This is a genomic window from Streptomyces sp. NRRL S-350, from assembly GCF_000719705.1.
Lineage (GTDB): Bacteria > Actinomycetota > Actinomycetes > Streptomycetales > Streptomycetaceae > Kitasatospora.
In genome coordinates this window covers 120,672-136,760 of record NZ_JOHO01000014.1, presented here as the reverse complement: position 1 = coordinate 136,760, position 16,089 = coordinate 120,672, and the positions used below count along the sequence as shown (strand labels likewise).

Genomic DNA, 16,089 nt, shown 5'->3' with positions numbered 1-16,089 from the left:
TCTGATGCCCGTGGAAGCCGCCCTCCGAGCCGCCCGGGTCCGGTACGGGCCCCTGGAGGCACTGCACGGAGTCGACCTCGCTTTCCCGTCCGCCGCCGTCACCGTCCTCCTCGGCCGCAACGGCGCCGGGCGGACGAGCGCACTGCACGCCCTCGCCGGGGTCGTGCCGTTGTCGGGCGGCCGGACGGTCTGGCGGGGGCGGGACGTCAGCGGGTTGTCGGTGCACCAGCGGGTGCGGCGGGGGCTGGCCCTGGTACCCGCCGAGCGCGGGGTGTTCGGGTCGCTGACCGTCGCCGAGAACCTCGCCCTGGGCGGCCGCGGGCGCCCCGAGGTGCTGGCGCTCTTCCCGGAGTTGACCGCCCTGCTGAACCGCCGGGCGGACACCCTCTCCGGTGGTCAGCAGCAACTCGTCGCCATCGGACGGGCCTTGGCTGCGAAGCCCGCCCTCCTCCTGCTCGACGAGCCCGAGCGCGGTCTGGCCCCCGCCGTCACCGCCCGGCTTCATGCCCACCTGCTGGCCTACGCCGACCCCACCGGCGACCCCACCGGCGGCCCCACCGGCGACCCCACCGGCGCCATCGAAGGCCGTACGGTCGTGCTCGCGGCGCAGACGCTGCCTCGTACCCTCGCCGGGGCGGCGGTGGTGCACGTGCTGCACCGGGGCGAGGTGGTCTTCTCGGGCGAGCCCGGAGAGCCGATCCCGGGGTGGCTGGCAGTCACCCGGTGACGAGCCCACCGGCCGACCCGGCCGAACCAACCGACCCGACCAACCCAACCCAACCCAACCGACCAGGCCCACCAGGCCGGCTCGGGCTGTGACGACCTCGCCCTCGTGTCCGAGGCCATCGCGCAGGGCCATCGCGCAGCGCCACTGAGCAGAGCTGCCGACGATCAGCGACCCGCGGCGGCACGGCACGGCCGCGAAGGCCTGACGCCCCGCGGCCGCGCTCAGGCCGAGGGCCGGTACACGTACGGCGTCGTGGTGCTCACCCACGCGAATCCGAGGCGCTGGAGGATGGGGCGGCTCTCGTCGCTCGCGTCGACCTGCAGGTACTGGTAGCCGAGGTCGGCGGCGAGGCGGGCGCGGTGGGCGACGAGGGCGCGGTAGATGCCCCGGCCGCGCCAGCCGGGTACGGTGCCGCCGCCCCAGAGGCCGGCGAATCCGGTGCCCGGGTTGAGCTCCATCCGGGCCGCGGAGACCGGGCGGTCGCCGGCCATCGCGACGACCATGCTGACCGTGTCGGTGCCGTGCCGGAGGTGGTCGAGCATCCGCTCGCGCAGGCCCGGCAGGTCGGTGCCGAAGGCCTGCTCATGGGCTTCCATCATGAGGTCGACCCCGGCCTGGTCGGTCACCGGCTGCAGCCGGACGCCGTCCGGCAGGGCGGCGTCGACGGGCAGGTCCTCGATCCGGGCGATCATCAGCGCCTCGTCCGGCCCGGGCGTGAACCCGGCCGCCAGCAGCCGCTCCCCGAGGTCGGCGGGGCGGTCGTGCGAGTAAGCCTTCCACTCGAACTCCAGGCCCAGGTCACTGAAGTGGCGCACCTGGGCTTCGATCACCGCGTCCGCCCCGGCTTCGTCCAGGTCGGACCAGAGCACGCCGTTCCAGCCGCTCGCCGCACCCACCTGCCGCACCACCGAGCCCACCGCCGGCCGCGCACGCCCGGCCGCATGCCCCGCACCCGCCACGTGCCCCGCACCCACCGCGCCGGCGCGCTCGATGCGGACACCGGGGCCGTCGGGCTGAGCGTTGCGGCGGATCCGGTCGTCGAACAGGGCGAGTACCTCGTCGTGATCCATCCGATCACTCCAGCACGGCACGGGAGCGGGCGCCATCGAGTTTCCGCCCGCTCTCCCCCGAGCGGTCGGACGGCCGCGCCGGCGGCCGACCGGTGCGGATCGCCTCGCTCGGCGTCTCCGAGCCCACGATGGCGTCCAACAGGTCTCGGGCTGCTGCGATTTCGTCCGTCTGCCGGGTGATCCGGGCGCGCTCCCGGGCCAGGCCGGCGAGCAGTTCCGGGCAGGTCGGGCCGGGACGGCGGTGCCCGGGGAGCGGCAGGCCCGGGAGGACGCGGGTGATCGCGGTGCTGTCGAGGCCGGCCGCGAGGAGGGTGCGGATACCGTGGACGGCGTCGACGTCCCGTTCCCCGTACTCGCGGTAGCCGCTGGGGCGGCGCTCCGGGACGAGCGGGCCCTGTTCCGTAGTAGCGCAGGGCGCGCGGGGTGACGCCGGTCCGCCGGGCCGGTTCTCCGATACCGACGATCTTCCTCAACCCCCTCCTCCCGCAACGCCGTTGCCGTGCTCGACCTGAGCCCGATGGGCCGGCCACTGGCCCGGGCGCTGCTCGCGGCAGGCCATCCGGTCACCGTGTGGAACCGCACGCCCGGCCGGGACGGAGAACGGCTCGCCCGTGGTGCGTGGTCGGCCGGGACCGCCGCCGCGGTGGCGGACGCCTCGCTCGTCCTGCTCTGCGTGCGCGACCAGCACGCCGCCCGGGCCGTGCTGGACACCGCCTGGCCGGCCCTGCCCGGCCGCACCGTCGTCAACGCCGCCTCGATCGCGCCGGACGACGCCCGGGCGAACGCGGCAGCCGCCGAGGCCCGGGGCGTCCGCCTCCTCGACGCGGCGCTCCTCACTCCCACGCCGATCACCGGCTGCCCCGAGGGGACCGTCCTGTTCAGTGGAGGCCCCAAGCTGTTCGCCGCGCACGAGGAGACTCTCCGGTCGCTGGGCGCCGTACGCCACGTCGGCACGGACCCCGGGCTGGCTTCGGCGTTCGACGCGGCCCTGCTCGACCTGTTCTGGACCACCGTGCACGACTGGGTCCATGCCCTGGCGCTCGCCCGCGCCGAGGGCGTCAGCGGCGCCGAACTCGCGCCGTACGCCCAGGGGTTGCTCCGCAGCCTGCCCGCTCTGATCGAGAGCTTCGCACAGCGCGCGGACGACCGTCACCACCCGGGCGACCGCAGCACCGCTTGAGCGCGCCCGAGGACCCACTGGGCGACGTCGGTCGACTCCACGACCGCCCGGCCGGCTGCCGCCCCGGACAGGACCAGGCAGTTCTCCTGAAACCCGTACCGGCCCGCCGCGTCAGCCTGAACAGGTATCGAACACCCGGCCCCCGCCCTCGGAGCCGTCAGGACTCTCGGCGCCCTCGGTCTCCTCGGATCCTTCGGAGTCCCCCGGGACCTCGGAGCCCACCGAGTCCTCGGCCTCCGGCAGCCAGTCGCGGTCCGGCCGGTACTCCAGCCACCGGTTTCGCCGGCCGGTGTCGGCGAAGGCACGCAGCAGGGCTGGAAGGCGGGGGTGCGGGGAGTGCTTCGGCCAGACCAGGGACCACGCGTAGAGGGGGGTCGGGTCGACCAGGGGGACGGTGCGCAACCCCGGGAGGTCGGGGAGCGGGGCGTCGGCGGGGAGCAGGGTGACGGCGTCCGGAGTGGTCGCGAGCTGGGTCAGGAAGTGCTCGACGCCGAGGTTGGACCGCGGGGGCAGAGTGGTCAGCCCGAACCGCTCGGCGAAGCGTTGCAGGAACTCCAGGCGGGCCAGCGCGGCGGGGAGCAGGAGGCGGCTGGTGCGGAGGTCATCGGGCCGCAGCGCGTCGGCGCCGGCCAGCGGGTGGCCGGCGCCCAGCACCGCGTCGACCGGCTCCAGTCGGACCAGCCGGTGGGCGAGTTCGTGCTCCCTCCCGTCCGGCAGGGCGTGGTAGCGGCCGAAGCCCGCGTCGGTCTCGCCGCGCAGCAGCGCGCCGAGCACCGAGGGGAGGTCGCGGCCGTGGCCGATCTCCAGCGGGAGGGGATCGACGTCCAGCGCGCCGACGGTGCGCAGCGGGGCGAACAGGTGGCCCCAGACGTCCAGGCGCAGCGGCCGGGCCGCGCCGTGCACCGCCACCACGGCGGCTTCGCAGGCGGCCAGCACGGCGCGGGCCGGTTCCAGCAGCCGCTCCCCCGCCGCGGTCGGCACCGCGCCCCGGCCGCCGTCGCGGTCCAGCAGCCGCTCTCCCAGCGCCTCCTCCAGTCGGGCGATCCGCTTGGAGAGTGCCTGCTGGGTGATGGCCAGGCGCGCGGCGGCGCGGCCGAAGTGCCGGTGTTCGGCGACGGCGAGGAAGGCCCGCAGCTGGGCCGGATCGAGGTCCACGGGCCCATGGTGACGGCCGACAACCGTTGGTTGTCAAGGCTGCTGACCGGTTGTTGGATCATGCACCCGCGGCCGGAGGAAGGTGGAGGCAATCGAGAGGAGCCCACCATGAAGGCGTTCACCGCCACCCGCGACGCGGCCGCCACCGTCCGGCTCGCCGAGGTCCCGGAGCCGCAACCCGACCCCGGCCAGGCGCTGGTCAAGGTCGAGGCCTACTCGGTCAACCGGGGCGAGACCTTCCAGCTGGAGCGCCCTCCGGGCGACGGCTGGCGGCCCGGCAAGGACGTGGCCGGGCTGGTGGTGCAGGCCGCGCCGGACGGCTCCGGGCCGCCGGTGGGCAGCCGGGTGGTCGGGCATCCGCCGGCGCTGGGCTGGGCCGAGTACGCGGCCGTACCGACCGGGCAGCTCGCGGTGCTGCCGGAGGGCCTGACCTCGGTCGAGGCGGCGGCCCTGCCGCTGGCCGGGCTGACCGCGCTGCGCCTGCTGCGCACCGCCGCCCGGCACACCGGCCACCTGGCCGGGCGGCGGATCCTGCTGACCGGGGCCTCCGGCGGGGTCGGCCACTACCTGACCGAGCTGGCCGGCGCGGCCGGCGCCCGGGTGACCGCGGTGACCGCCTCGGTGGAGCGCGGGCAGCGGCTCGTCGAGCTGGGCGCCATCGAGGTGGTGCACCGGGTGGCGGACGCCCAGGGGCCGTTCGACCTGGTGCTGGAGTCCACCGGCGGCGTCGACCTGCCGGTGGCGCTGGACCGGCTCGCGCGGCGCGGGCTGCTGCTCTGGTTCGGGCAGGCCAGCCGGCAGCCGGTGACGCTGGACTTCTTCGCGCTGCTGACCGGCCCGACCAGCGCCACCATCCGCCAGTTCAGCTACGCGGACGTGGACGAGCCGGACAGCGCCGACCTGGCGGTGCTGGTCGGCCTGGCCGCCGCCGGGCGGCTGCACCCGGAGCTGGGCGCGGTGCGGGACTGGCGGGAGACGCCCGAGGTGCTGGCCGAGCTGCGCGGCCGCCGGATCCGCGGCAACGCCGTACTGACCGTCAACTGACACGCGAGCGATTCACCCGCTCGAAGACGAGAACTCGAAGACGAGGACTCGAGGACGAGAACTCGATGACGAAAAGGAGAAGAACGATGAGCACGCTCGACCCGAAGGCCGTGGTGGTCCGGTACGTCAACGCCGTCATCGAGGGCGACCTCGCGGTGATCCGCGACAGCTTCGCCGAGGACGCCACCTGGGAGTACCCGGGTGACCTTCCGCTGAGCCGGGTGTGGACCGGGCGCGATGCGATCGTGGACGACTTCCTGGTCGGCGCGGGCCGGTTCTTCGCCCCCGGCGGTGCGCCGAAGGTGACACTCACCAACGTGCTGGCCGACGGCGACCAGGTGCTCGCCGAGTGGCTCGCCGAGGGCACCGCGGTGGGCGGCGGGCACTACGACAACCGGTGCGCGGGCGTCTTCACCGTGGCCGACGGCCGGATCACCGGGGTCCGGGAGTACCTGGACACCCGGATGGTCGGCCGGGTGCTCTTCCCGGAGGCCTGAGAAGCAGGGGCGGGTGCCCCTGCCGTCGCAAAGGCCGGAGGGGACGGGACGTCCGCGGTGGTGAGGGTTCCGCGGTGGTGAGGGTTCAGCGGTGGTGGGGGTCCGCCGACGATGGAGTAGGACGTGACGGCGCGCGCCGCCTCGCCGGCCCGCCCCGGGCCTGCTTCCCGGGGCGGGCGGGCGTACGCGCCCGTCACCTGTCAGGTGCCGTGCCAGGCGCCGCCGTCAGGTCTTGCGCAGGTCGGGCGCCGGGACGCCGACCAGTAGCCGCCGGACCGCGTCCCAGGCCGCGCGCAGGGCGGCGGCGCAGGCGCGGGTGTCGGAGCCGAGCAGGCGCAGCCAGGCGCCGCTGTCCTGGGGGAGCACGCTGACGCCGTGGAGCAGGCCGCGATCGGCCAGCGCCTCGTGCAGGGTGTCCGCGATCCGCCCGGCCGGGGCGAGCGGGCTGAGGACGTACAGGCTGGACATGACGTCGTGGCCGGCCAGGACGGCCGGCCCGGCGACGCCTGCGCCCGGGCCCGCACCTGGGCGTGGGCCCGGACGCCCGCCCGGGCCCGGGCCCGGGCCGGAGGGTTCCAGCCGTACGGTGTCGAGCGCCACCAACCGGTTGTCCGGGCGCCGGACTTCGAGGTCGGAGGCGAACACCCGGTAGACGTTGCGCTCGCCGCGCGCGAGGCGGCCGGCCAGCACGGTCTCCCCGGCGATGACCGTCGCGCCCGGGTCGGCGGTCAGGACGGTGCGCTGGTAGAGGCGGGAGTCGACGAAGGGGATGACCGGCTCGGGCAGGTATTCGACGTAGGCGCCGGGACCGGCCTCCAGGTGGAGGAGTTGGGTCGCGTAGTCGAATTCCATCCGGTAGACCTTGGTGGCCGCCTGGGTGGTGAGGTGGACGGCCGTGTCGGCGCCGCAGCGCACGTCGGTGCGCAGCCGGTCGCCCTGCAGGATGCCGCCGCCGGTGGACATCAGGAAGGTGACGGCGAGGTCGGGGCGGGCCGGGTCGAAGTACAGCGGGCGCATGATCTGCAGCGGCGACTTCTGGTAGTGGCCGGTGAGTTCGGTGCGCCCGGCGACCTTCTCGAAGGCCAGTTCCAGCAGCCCGACCTTGCCGGGGCGCCCGACCGCGAGGGTGTCGGGTGTCCCGGCGTGCCGGCGGACCTCGTACGGGACGCGGGCCGGTTCGTAGTGCCGGGGGTCCAGTCGGGGGATCGGGCGAGGGTCCGGCCCGGGAGCCGGTCGGGGGCCTCGGGGGTCCGGCCGGGCGGCGGCTGCGACGGGGGAGCCCGTCACGCCGGGACCTTCCGGAAGGTCTCCAGGAAGGCGGCGATCTCCTCCAGTCCTTCCCCGGTCAGGGAGTTGGTGAGCACCACCGGCCCGCCGTCGCGCACCCGGTGGGCGTCGGACTCCATGACGGCGAGGTCGGTGCGGACGTACTGGGCGATGTCGATCTTGTTGATGACCAGCAGGTCCGACTCGGTGATGCCCGGCCCGCGCTTGCGGGGCATCTTCTCGCCCTCGGCGGTGTCGAGGACGAAGAGGAAGAGGTCGACCAGCACCGGGCTGAAGGTCAGGGTGAGGTTGTCGCCGCCGGACTCGAACAGCAGGGTGTCGACGTCCGGGAAGCGTTCCAGCATCTCGGCGCCGGCGGCGAGGTTCATGGTCGGGTCGTCACGGACGGCGGTGTGCGGGCAGGCGCCGGTCTCCACGCCGACCACCCGTTCCGGATCGAGCATCCCGGCCAGGGTGCGGCGCACGTGCTGGGCGTCCTCCTGGGTGTAGATGTCGTTGGTGATGACCGCCGGGCGGTGGCCTCGCGCGATCAGCACCGGGACGAGTGCCTCGATCAGCGCCGTCTTTCCGGAGCCGACGGGCCCGCCGATGCCCACGCGGAGCACGTTCTCGGTCAACTCTCCTCCTCTGGTGCGAAATGACGTACGGGAAAGGGGTGTTCAGCTCGCGAACAGCCGGGCCTCGGCCCGCTCGTGCCGTCCGGACATCGCGTCGGCGACCGGTACGCAGCCGCCGAGGTCGGCCGGCTCCCGCCGCAGCGCGGCCGCGACGACCTCCCGGATCACCGGCGAGACGGCCCGCAGCACCACCTGCGCCCGCCGGTGGTCGGTGAGGCGCAGGCGCAGGGCGGCGCCGACGAAGCTGGTGCAGAACGCGAACAGGTCACCGGTGACGGCCTGTTCGACCGGGACGCCGGCCGAGGCGTAGGCCACCCCGGCGGCCACTGCCTGGCAGCCGGGGGCGCGCTTGTCCGCGACCAGGGCCGCGTACCGCTCCAGCGGCTCGCCGCCCAGCGACTCCCTTGCGATGTCCAGGAGTTGGCGCCCGGTCCGAGTGGCGGCGAGCCGCAGTTCACGGTTGAGCTTGGTGGCGTGCAGCCGCTGGTCGGTCTCGGCCAGCCCGTCCCAGTCGCCCGCCGAGGCGGCCCGGTGGGCGAGGGCGAGCGCGGTGGCGTCGGACGGTCCGACGCCGTGCCGCAGCAGGTCGGCGAGCAGGTCGGGCACGGTGTCCGCGGTGACGGCCTTGGCCTGGGCGTAACCCTCCAGGCCGTGGGAGAGGGTGTAGAAGCCGCTGGGGAAGGCGGAGTCGGTCAGCTGGAGGCAGACCAGCAGCGCGTCCAGTCCGGGCCCGGCGGGCTCGACGGTGTCGCCCCGCCCGGCGCCCCCGGCGGGCTCGGGAGCGGTGCTCATGCGAGGTAGAACAGGTGGTTGAGCGGCAGTTCGCGGGCCGGCTCGATGGTGGCGGGCTCGCCGTCCAGGGTGACCTTGTACGTCTCCGGGTCGACGGCGATCTTCGGCAGCGCGTCGTTGCGCACCATGTGCTGCTTGCCGACCGAGCGGCACCGCCGAACCGGCAGTACCCGGCTCTCCAGCCCGAGTCGGGCGGGGACGCCGAGGTCGATCGCGGCCTGGGACATGAAGGAGACCCGGGTGGCCTGCCGGGCCCGCCCGTACGCGCCGAACATCGGCCGGTAGTAGACCGGTTGGGGCGTGGGCAGCGAGGCGTTCGGGTCGCCCATCAGTGCCCAGTTGATCACCCCGCCCTTGATCACCATCTTGGGCTTGGCGGCGAAGGAGTTGATCGGCCAGAGCACGATGTCGGCGAGCTTGCCGGGCTCGAGGGAGCCGATGTGGTCGGCGGTGCCGGAGGCGACGGCCGGGTTGATGGTGAGCTTGGCGAGGTAGCGCAACACCCGGACGTTGTCGTGGCGTTCGCTGTCGCCGGCCAGTTTGCCGCGCTGGTCCTTGCAGTGGTGGGCGGTCTGGAAGGCGCGGGTGAAGGTCTCCCCGATCCGGCCCATCGCCTGCGAGTCGGAGGAGAAGATCGAGATGACGCCCTCGTCGTGCAGGACCGTCTCGGCGGCGATGGTCTCGGCGCGGACCCGGGAGTCGGCGAAGGAGACGTCCTCGGGGATGTCGTGGCTGAGGTGGTGGCAGACCATCACCATGTCCAGCAGTTCGTCGACCGAGTTGACGGTGTAGGGCAGCGTCGGGTTGGTCGAGGACGGCAGGACGTTGGGCTCGCCCGCGATCCGCATGATGTCCGGGGCGTGGCCGCCGCCCGCGCCCTCGGTGTGGAAGGTGTGGATGGTGCGGCCGTCGATCGCGGAGAGGGTGTCCTCGAAGTAGCCGGACTCGTTGAGGGTGTCCGTGTGGATGGCCACCTGGACGTCGTACTCGTCGGCGACGCTCAGCGCGCTGTCGATCGCGGCCGGGGTGCTGCCCCAGTCCTCGTGCACCTTGAGCCCGCACACGCCCGCCTCGACCTGCTCGCGCAGCGCGCCGGGCAGCGAACCGTTGCCCTTGCCGAGCAGGCCGACGTTGACCGGCAGGTCCTCGACCGCCTGGTACATCCGGTGGATGTTCCACGGGCCGGGCGTGCAGGTGGTGCCGTTGGTGCCGTCGGAGGGTCCGGTGCCGCCGCCGATCAGGGTGGTGATGCCGTTGCTCAGCGCCTCCTGGACCTGCTGCGGGGCGATGAAGTGGATGTGGGTGTCGATGCCGCCGGCGGTGGCGATCAGGTGCTCGCCGGAGATCACCTCGGTGCCGGGGCCGATGACCAGTTTCGGGTGCACGCCGCTCTGGGTGTGCGGGTTGCCGGCCTTGCCGACGGCGGCGATGAAGCCGTCCTTGACGCCGATGTCGCCCTTGACGACGCCGAGCACCGCGTCCAGCACGACGACGTTGGTGATGACCAGGTCGAGCGCGCCCTGGGCGGACGTGGCGGCCGGGTCCTGGGCCATGCCGTCGCGGATGCCCTTGCCGCCGCCGTAGACGGCCTCGTCGCCGTAGTGGCCCTGGTTGAAGTCGTGCTCGACCTCGACCACCAGGTTGGTGTCGGCGAGGTGGAAGCGGTCGCCGACGGTCGGACCGAACAGGTCGGTGTACTGCTTGCGGGAGAGGATGGCCATCAGCGGTCGCCTTCCGGGTGGGTCTCCGGGTGGAAGTCCCGGGGGCGGTCTTCCTTGTGGTCGAGGTTGGTGCCCTTGAAGCCGCGGGCGATCGCCCGGTCGATGGCCCGGGTTCGGGTGGCGGGCGCGGTGGCGCCGCCGTCCACCAGGTTGCTGAAGCCGACCAGGCGGCGGTGGCCGCCGAACTCGGCGAGCGTGACGTCCTTGGTGTCCCCGGGCTCGAAGCGGACGGCGGTGCCGGCCGGAATGTCCAGGTGCTTGCCGAAGGCGGCGTTGCGGTCGAAGTCGAGGGCGCGGTTGGCCTCGAAGAAGTGGTAGTGGGAACCGACCTGGATCGCCCGGTCGCCGGTGTTGCTGACCGTGACCGTGGCCTTGGCGCGGCCGGCGTTGATCTCCACCGGGTCGTCGCCGTACAGGTATGCGGCGCCACCAGACATGGTTGGCCTTCCTCTCTGCCGGTGCAGTGGGGGGTGCAGGGGTGTGAGGTGTGGAGGGGGCAGTGCGGGAGGTGCGGTGGGGGTGGTGAGGGTGCGGGCACGGGGGCGTTCGTGCGAGTGCGGGTACTAGCGCGAGCGCTGGGGCTGGTGCGGGTACCGGGGCTAGTGCGAGTGGACGTGGCGTTGGGCGTGGCTCTGGTCCCGGCCGTGGTGGTGGTGCGCTTCGCCCGGGCCGTGGCTGTGCGCGTAGCCGTGCCCGTGCTCGGCGTCGAGGCCGGCCAGGATGCCGTCCTCACCGTGCCCGAGCAGGTGCAGTGCCGCTGCCGTCCGGGCCGCGACCACCCCGGCGATCGCGGACGGCCGCAGCAGTGGACCGCCGTCGCGCACGCCGGGTACCGGGGTGCGCAGGGCCGGTCCGAAGGAGGCCGGGACGGCCGTCACCTCGGGGGCGCCCAGCAGGCGGCAGCGTTCGGCGCCCTCGGCGGGGTCGGGGTCTCCGCCCTCGAAGGCCACCTCCACCCACCGGTGGTGGCCGTGCTGGCGGGCCAGTCGGGCGATCCGGAACAGTTCGGCGTCCTCGAACGGGTCGGCCGCCGGGGCTGTGACCAGGACCGCGCCGCCCTGGGCTGGGGCGGCGGCGCGCAGCCAGCCGATGAGGTGTTCGGCGGCGGCGAACGGGGCGGTCAGGGCGAGCCGTCCCCGGCCCTCCCCGGCGGCCAGCCAGCGCAGTGCCCGGGCGGTGTCGGCCACCAGCCGGGGGTCGCGGCCGAGCGTCATGGGGACGACGCACACCGGCCCGTCGCCCGCGGCCAGCGCGGAGCGTACGGCTTCGGTGAGCGGACGGCCCGCCGGGGCGGCGGCGTGCACGGCCGGGGCGACGGCGCCGGCCGGAGCGCTCGCCACCAGGGCGGTCAGGTCCCGTCCGCCGTCGCTCTCGTGCCCGCCCGCCAGCACCACGGTGGCGGCGGCCGTGACGGTCGCGGGGACGGCGGCGGCCTGAGGCCGTGCCATCGGTCAGGCACCGACCGGGTCGTGGCAGGAGACCAGCTTGGTCCCGTCCACGAACGCGGCCTCGACCTGGAGCAGCGGGAGCATCTCGCGCACGCCCGGCATGACGTCGGCGTTGCCGACGGCCTGCTTGCCGATCTCCATGCACTCGGCGACGGTGCGGCCGTCCCGGGCGCCCTCCATGATGGCTTCGCTGATCAGCGCGCAGGCCTCGCTGTAGTTCAGCTTGACGCCGCGGTCGCGGCGTTTGCGGGCCAGGTCGGCCACGACGTAGATGTACAGCTTGTCCATCTCACGCGGCGAGAGATTCACGGGAATCACTCTTCCTTTCCGAGGATCCGATGGAATGCAAGGGAGTTGGACGGACGATCAGACCCGGCGCACACGGGGGACGGTCGGCGCCGCCGCCAGGAACAGCATGGTGGTCAGCACGAACGGCCAGGTGAAGGCGTGGCCGCCGAAGACCGCGGAGATCGCCGCGAACGCCGGGGTGAGGACGGTGGCGGCGGCCGCGCCGAGCAGGGCGAAGGCCGCGCTCCAGCCGCTCGGGGCGACGAACGCCCCGCACAGCGCCAACGACACCAGCACGCCGCTGTAGCCGAGCAGTCCCTGCCCGACGGCCTCGGCGGGCGCGCCGAACGCCCAGGCGGTGAGCAGTCCGGTGGCGCTGCCCGCGCAGGCCGTCAGGCCGGCGCGTCGACTCGCCGCGAACAGGCCGACCAGGACCAGCAGGCCGACGTACCACTGGGGCATGAGGAAGATCTGACCGATGTTCGCGAAGAAGCCGTGCCAGAGCTGTTCCCAGCCCGGTCCGCTCTCCCCGGTGGCCGGTACGGGCGGGGCGGCGGGCGGCCCCGCGCCGTGCCACAGCCGCCGGAAGCCGGTCGCGGCGACCGTGACGGCCGTCGCGACCAGGCAGAACGGTGCGGTCAGGGGCGGGAGTCGCCACTTCTCCAGGAGCGCTCCTAGCCCGGCCGTGACGACCACGGCGACGGCGCACCCGAGGACCGCCGTCGCGACCGTGGCCGGATGCCCGGCTTCGAGGAACACGGCGCAGCCGAGCGCCACCAGGCACCCGTTGTACCCGTGCAGCCCGGCGCCGATGGCGCCCCGGTCGAGCCCCAGCCCGTACGCGACGGCGGTGGAGACGGCGCTGCCGAGGAGGCCGTAGAGGCCGTACTGCCGGCCGGCGGCGAACAGTGCGGCCACGAACAGGAGTCCGCACCCGGCGGACGGTACGAAGACGACTTGTGCGATGCCCCGCAGGACCTCGGCGGCCCACCTGACGGACAGCGGACGGGCGACCGCGGAACCGTTCCCCCCACCTTCTTGCTGACCCATGCCTCGCACCAATTCCCGGTACGGCCGGGGTGCTTGGCAGCCGCTCCCGGCGATTCCCCGGAACCGTACTCCTGCGGATTGCGGATGTGGGCGCGCACGGCGGGTTATGCCAAATGGACGAAGGGTGACGGCCATGCCGCTGAGCTGCAACAATCTGTTGAATTCGGCGGGCGCCGGGTTGGTTGAAGGAAGAAATTCTTTGCGAAGTTTTACTGACCGATGACGATGCCGGAAATCCGCCCCCACCGAGGGATTCAGCGCAAATTCGCCACGGCCCGGCAATTCGGACAGCGCGGCGATGGCGAAACGGTGAAACACGGAACCGATGTGGCGGACATGTGTGCGCCGTGCGGCGTCGGCCGCCGAAACCGGAGGGACGCGGCGCCCGCGACTGCCCGCTCACGCCCTCCGCAGCAGGTGCCGCGCCAGGAACCGCCCCGAGGCGTCCAGCTCGAAGTCCGGCACCTCCAGATGGCCGCCGGGGTTGGCGTGCAACGTCTTCTCCCGCGATCCGAGCTCGTCGAACAGCGCCAACGCCCCCTCACGCGGCACGAGTTCGTCATCCCACTGCAGGACGAACTCCACCGGGACGCGCACCCGCCGCGCCGCCGCCGTCTGCCCGGCGTGCCCCGTCAACCCGAACACCGCGGCGGCGACACGCGAGTCGGCCGCCGCTATCGGGCCGCCGCGGTCTCGCGCAGGAACTCCAGCACCAGCGCGGCCGTCTCCTCCGGCCTTTCGACGCTCGGCAGGTGGCCCGCCCAGGGCAGTTCGAGGTGACGGGCGTTCGGCAGGCGGGCCGGGAGTCCGGCGGCGACCTCCCGGAGTTCCGGCACGTCGTGGGCGCCACCGACGACGAGGGTGGGGGCCGCGATCCCGGAGAGGTCGACCTCCTCGCGCTCCGGGCCGACCGTCGCGTCCGCCTGCACGTCGAACGCCCGCCGCTGCATCCGCCGGACGCTCTCCCGGGCCTGCGGACCGGCTTCCGGTCCGAGCCAGGTCTCGACGTTCAGCTCGACGGCAGCCTCGATGTCCCCCGCCTCGATCAGCGCGTCCTCGCGCGCCCCGAAGGCGCGCAGCGCCTCGCCGGGCTGGTGCCCGGGCACCGCCGGCGCCAGCAGGGCCAGCGACGTGACGGCCGCCGGCCGCAGCGCGGCCACCGTCAGGGCGATCCGCCCGCCGTACGAGGAGCCCACCAGCGCGGCGGACGCGATGCCCAGGTGGTCGATCAGCGCCAGGACGTCTCCGGCGTCGCTGTAGGGCCCGTCGGCGAGCGGAGAGTCGCCGAACCCGCGGAAGTCGCACCGGACCACCCGGTACCCGGCGTCGACCAGCCGCCGCCACTGCACGTCCCACATCCGCCGGTCGCACACCGAGGAATGCAGCAGCACCACGGCGGGCCCACTGCCGGTTACGTCATGAGAAAGGATCATCAGGCGGATCGTAGTGACTTCCGCCTCCAGTCCCAACCCGTTTGACGCCGCGCCCCGCCACGGCACGCCCCGCCCCGCCGCTCCCCGCCACCACAGGTTCCGCCCTCGCCGATCCCCACAGCCCCGTCTCCCCGTAGCTCCGGATGGACGGGGTCCGGGACGGAAGTAAGCGCTTTCGGCCGGCGGCGGGCTCTGGGTGGGTGAGGAGGTGCTCATGAGAGAAGCGAAGAGCGGGCGGGACGCCGAGTTCCAGGAGTTCGTCGTCGGGGTCTGGCCGCGTCTGGTGCGGACGGCGTACCTGCTGGCCGGCGAGCAGTACGCGGCGGAGGACCTCGTGCAGTCGGCGGCGGAGAAGGCCTGTGCGTCCTGGTCGAAGGTGCGGCGGGCGGACGACCCGTACGCCTACGTGCGGCGGATCCTGGTCAACCAGCACGCCCGCCGCTGGCGGCGCCGGCCGCCGGAGCTGCTGGTGGACGCGGTGCCGGACGCGGTGGCGCCGGGTGACGGGTACGCCCGGTCCGACCAGCGCGGGGCGTTGCTGGCCGCGCTGGCCACGCTGCCGCCGCGCCAGCGCGAGGCGGTGGTGCTGCGGCACTGGGAGGACCTGAGCGACAGCCAGACGGCGGCGGCCATGGGGTGTTCGACGGGCGCGGTGCGCAGCCACGCGGCGAAGGGCATAGCGCGGTTGCGGCAGGTCACGGAGCTGGTGGCGCTGAAGGACTCGGAACACATCGGAGGAGCGGCATGAACCCGAACGCGGACGGTACGAGCACGGACGTGACCGACGACAGGGACCTGTGGGTCGGCCTCGGCCTGGCCGAGGCGGCGGCGGGCGCGACGGTGGGCGCGGCGCCGGTGTCGGACATCCTGGCGGGCGGCCGCCGGCTGCGGCGCCGTCGCCGTACGGTGGTCGGCGCGCTGGCGCTGGCCTCGGTGGTGACCCTGGCGGGCGCGGCGATGGCGCAGCTCCACCCGGAGCCGGGGGCCGGTCGGCTCTCCCCGGCCGGGACGGGCCCCGTCGTCGCCCCCGCGGGCGTCCCGACGGCCGGTTCGGCCGCGCCCGCCACCGCGGGCGTGCGTGACCCGCTCGTCCCGGTCCGGGTCCGGATCGGGCAGGGCGTCGTCGGCGGCGACACCTGGGAACTCTGGCAGGCGCTCTGGCCGGCGGCGCCGAAGGAGCGGGCCTACGAGCAGGCGTTGGCGGTGTGGCAGGAGCGGGCCCCGTACGATCCGTCGGACACGAAGCCGACGGAGGGCTACGTCCGGCAGTACTACGACCCCGACTCCGATGTCACGGACACCTACTTCACGGTGAACGGAGTGCGGCTCGGTCACGACCTGCAGGGCACCACCGCGTCTCCGGGCAAGCTCGACCCGCGGGACGCCACCTCCTTCAGCGGCGGCCTGATGGGCCATTGGGGCAAGGGCGACACCGTGGCCCCGCTGGACGTGGTGCACCTGTCCATCGGCCCCGACGTCGGCCGGGTGCTGGTGACCTGGACGGACGGCACGACCACCGAGCCCCGGGCCGTCACCGTCGGCGACTCCCCGACGCGCCACATGGTGGTCGCCCGCCCGGGGGCCCTGCGGGCGACGTCCTGGCAGTTCTTCGACAAGGACGGCAACAAGCTCCCGGACGCCGGCGCCAGGTTCCTCTTCGAGCCGGCCTCCTCCTGATCCCGTGGTCCCGTGGCCCTCACTTCTGGCTCCTGCTTCTGGCTCCCTGGCTCCCTCGTCCCTGACCGTCCTGGCCAGGGACGAGCGAGTGGGAAGTCGGCCC

18 protein-coding genes and 1 pseudogene are annotated in these 16,089 nt (G+C 74.0%); 6 read left to right on the top strand and 13 right to left on the bottom strand.

Annotation, left to right across the window (positions count from 1 at the left end):
- Positions 1-4: 4 nt before the first annotated feature.
- Entirely contained in the window at positions 5-727 is a 723-nt protein-coding gene (locus IF30_RS0116590; RefSeq protein ID WP_030238327.1) for an ATP-binding cassette domain-containing protein, read from the top strand.
- A gap of 221 nt (positions 728-948) precedes the next feature.
- Here IF30_RS0116590 and IF30_RS0116585 read toward each other — a convergent pair whose 3' ends face one another.
- Both IF30_RS0116585 and IF30_RS45280 read right to left on the bottom strand, forming a co-directional pair.
- Positions 949-1,797 (bottom strand): GNAT family N-acetyltransferase, encoded by an 849-nt coding sequence (locus IF30_RS0116585; protein WP_030238326.1) that lies wholly within the window; start codon positions 1,795-1,797, stop codon positions 949-951.
- A gap of 4 nt (positions 1,798-1,801) precedes the next feature.
- Positions 1,802-2,137 (bottom strand): annotated as a pseudogene (locus IF30_RS45280) (hypothetical protein); the annotation flags it as partial.
- A 159-nt stretch (positions 2,138-2,296) separates the two neighbouring features.
- On the opposite strand from IF30_RS45280, the gene IF30_RS0116575 reads away from it, so the two are divergent.
- Positions 2,297-2,977 carry an NAD(P)-binding domain-containing protein gene (locus IF30_RS0116575; protein WP_158835204.1) on the top strand — a complete coding sequence of 227 codons (681 nt, stop codon included), beginning with the start codon at positions 2,297-2,299 and terminating at the stop codon, positions 2,975-2,977.
- 111 nt (positions 2,978-3,088) lie between these two features.
- Here the strand turns inward: IF30_RS0116575 and IF30_RS0116570 are convergent, their stop codons facing one another.
- Positions 3,089-4,132 (bottom strand): LysR family transcriptional regulator, encoded by a 1,044-nt coding sequence (locus tag IF30_RS0116570; protein ID WP_063752655.1) that lies wholly within the window; start codon positions 4,130-4,132, stop codon positions 3,089-3,091.
- A 108-nt stretch (positions 4,133-4,240) separates the two neighbouring features.
- Between IF30_RS0116570 and IF30_RS0116565 the strand changes: the two genes are divergently transcribed.
- Both IF30_RS0116565 and IF30_RS0116560 read left to right on the top strand, forming a co-directional pair.
- On the top strand, positions 4,241-5,176 hold the full coding sequence (locus IF30_RS0116565; protein WP_030238315.1) for a zinc-binding dehydrogenase: 936 nt from the start codon (positions 4,241-4,243) through the stop codon (positions 5,174-5,176).
- 86 nt (positions 5,177-5,262) lie between these two features.
- Positions 5,263-5,673 (top strand): nuclear transport factor 2 family protein, encoded by a 411-nt coding sequence (locus IF30_RS0116560; RefSeq protein ID WP_030238311.1) that lies wholly within the window; start codon positions 5,263-5,265, stop codon positions 5,671-5,673.
- A gap of 225 nt (positions 5,674-5,898) precedes the next feature.
- Here the strand turns inward: IF30_RS0116560 and IF30_RS0116555 are convergent, their stop codons facing one another.
- The 10 genes from IF30_RS0116555 to IF30_RS0116510 all read right to left on the bottom strand — a co-directional run bounded on the left by IF30_RS0116555 (position 5,899) and on the right by IF30_RS0116510 (position 14,309).
- Positions 5,899-6,870, bottom strand: coding sequence for an urease accessory protein UreD (locus IF30_RS0116555; RefSeq protein ID WP_037900205.1), 972 nt, complete (start codon positions 6,868-6,870; stop codon positions 5,899-5,901).
- Between the two features lie 86 nt (positions 6,871-6,956).
- Positions 6,957-7,577: an urease accessory protein UreG gene (ureG, locus tag IF30_RS0116550; RefSeq protein ID WP_030238306.1), complete on the bottom strand. Its 621-nt coding sequence runs from the start codon at positions 7,575-7,577 to the stop codon at positions 6,957-6,959.
- A gap of 42 nt (positions 7,578-7,619) precedes the next feature.
- Positions 7,620-8,369, bottom strand: a complete 750-nt coding sequence (locus IF30_RS0116545) for an urease accessory protein UreF (protein WP_078891430.1) — start codon at positions 8,367-8,369, stop codon at positions 7,620-7,622.
- Complete coding sequence (gene ureC, locus IF30_RS0116540; protein WP_030238300.1) at positions 8,366-10,090, bottom strand: urease subunit alpha; 1,725 nt, start codon at positions 10,088-10,090, stop codon at positions 8,366-8,368. The genes IF30_RS0116545 and ureC overlap by 4 nt, the downstream gene beginning before the upstream one ends.
- Positions 10,090-10,527, bottom strand: coding sequence for an urease subunit beta (locus IF30_RS0116535; RefSeq protein ID WP_078891429.1), 438 nt, complete (start codon positions 10,525-10,527; stop codon positions 10,090-10,092). The genes ureC and IF30_RS0116535 overlap by 1 nt, the downstream gene beginning before the upstream one ends.
- 162 nt (positions 10,528-10,689) lie before the next feature.
- Positions 10,690-11,538, bottom strand: a complete 849-nt coding sequence (locus IF30_RS41580) for a sirohydrochlorin chelatase (protein ID WP_051710428.1) — start codon at positions 11,536-11,538, stop codon at positions 10,690-10,692.
- Between the two features lie 3 nt (positions 11,539-11,541).
- Positions 11,542-11,847 (bottom strand): urease subunit gamma, encoded by a 306-nt coding sequence (locus IF30_RS0116525; protein ID WP_030238292.1) that lies wholly within the window; start codon positions 11,845-11,847, stop codon positions 11,542-11,544.
- A gap of 57 nt (positions 11,848-11,904) precedes the next feature.
- Complete coding sequence (locus tag IF30_RS0116520; RefSeq protein ID WP_051710427.1) at positions 11,905-12,876, bottom strand: urea transporter; 972 nt, start codon at positions 12,874-12,876, stop codon at positions 11,905-11,907.
- A gap of 399 nt (positions 12,877-13,275) precedes the next feature.
- The gene (locus IF30_RS0116515; protein WP_158835201.1) at positions 13,276-13,512 is read right to left on the bottom strand and encodes a hypothetical protein; all 237 of its coding nucleotides are present in this window, start codon (positions 13,510-13,512) and stop codon (positions 13,276-13,278) included.
- A 38-nt stretch (positions 13,513-13,550) separates the two neighbouring features.
- Positions 13,551-14,309, bottom strand: a complete 759-nt coding sequence (locus IF30_RS0116510; RefSeq protein WP_030238288.1) for an alpha/beta fold hydrolase — start codon at positions 14,307-14,309, stop codon at positions 13,551-13,553.
- Positions 14,310-14,523: 214 nt separating this feature from the next.
- On the opposite strand from IF30_RS0116510, the gene IF30_RS0116505 reads away from it, so the two are divergent.
- Entirely contained in the window at positions 14,524-15,057 is a 534-nt protein-coding gene (locus IF30_RS0116505; protein WP_030238286.1) for a SigE family RNA polymerase sigma factor, read from the top strand.
- Positions 15,054-15,986: a hypothetical protein gene (locus IF30_RS43675; protein WP_051710423.1), complete on the top strand. Its 933-nt coding sequence runs from the start codon at positions 15,054-15,056 to the stop codon at positions 15,984-15,986. The genes IF30_RS0116505 and IF30_RS43675 overlap by 4 nt, the downstream gene beginning before the upstream one ends.
- Positions 15,987-16,089 lie beyond the last annotated feature (103 nt).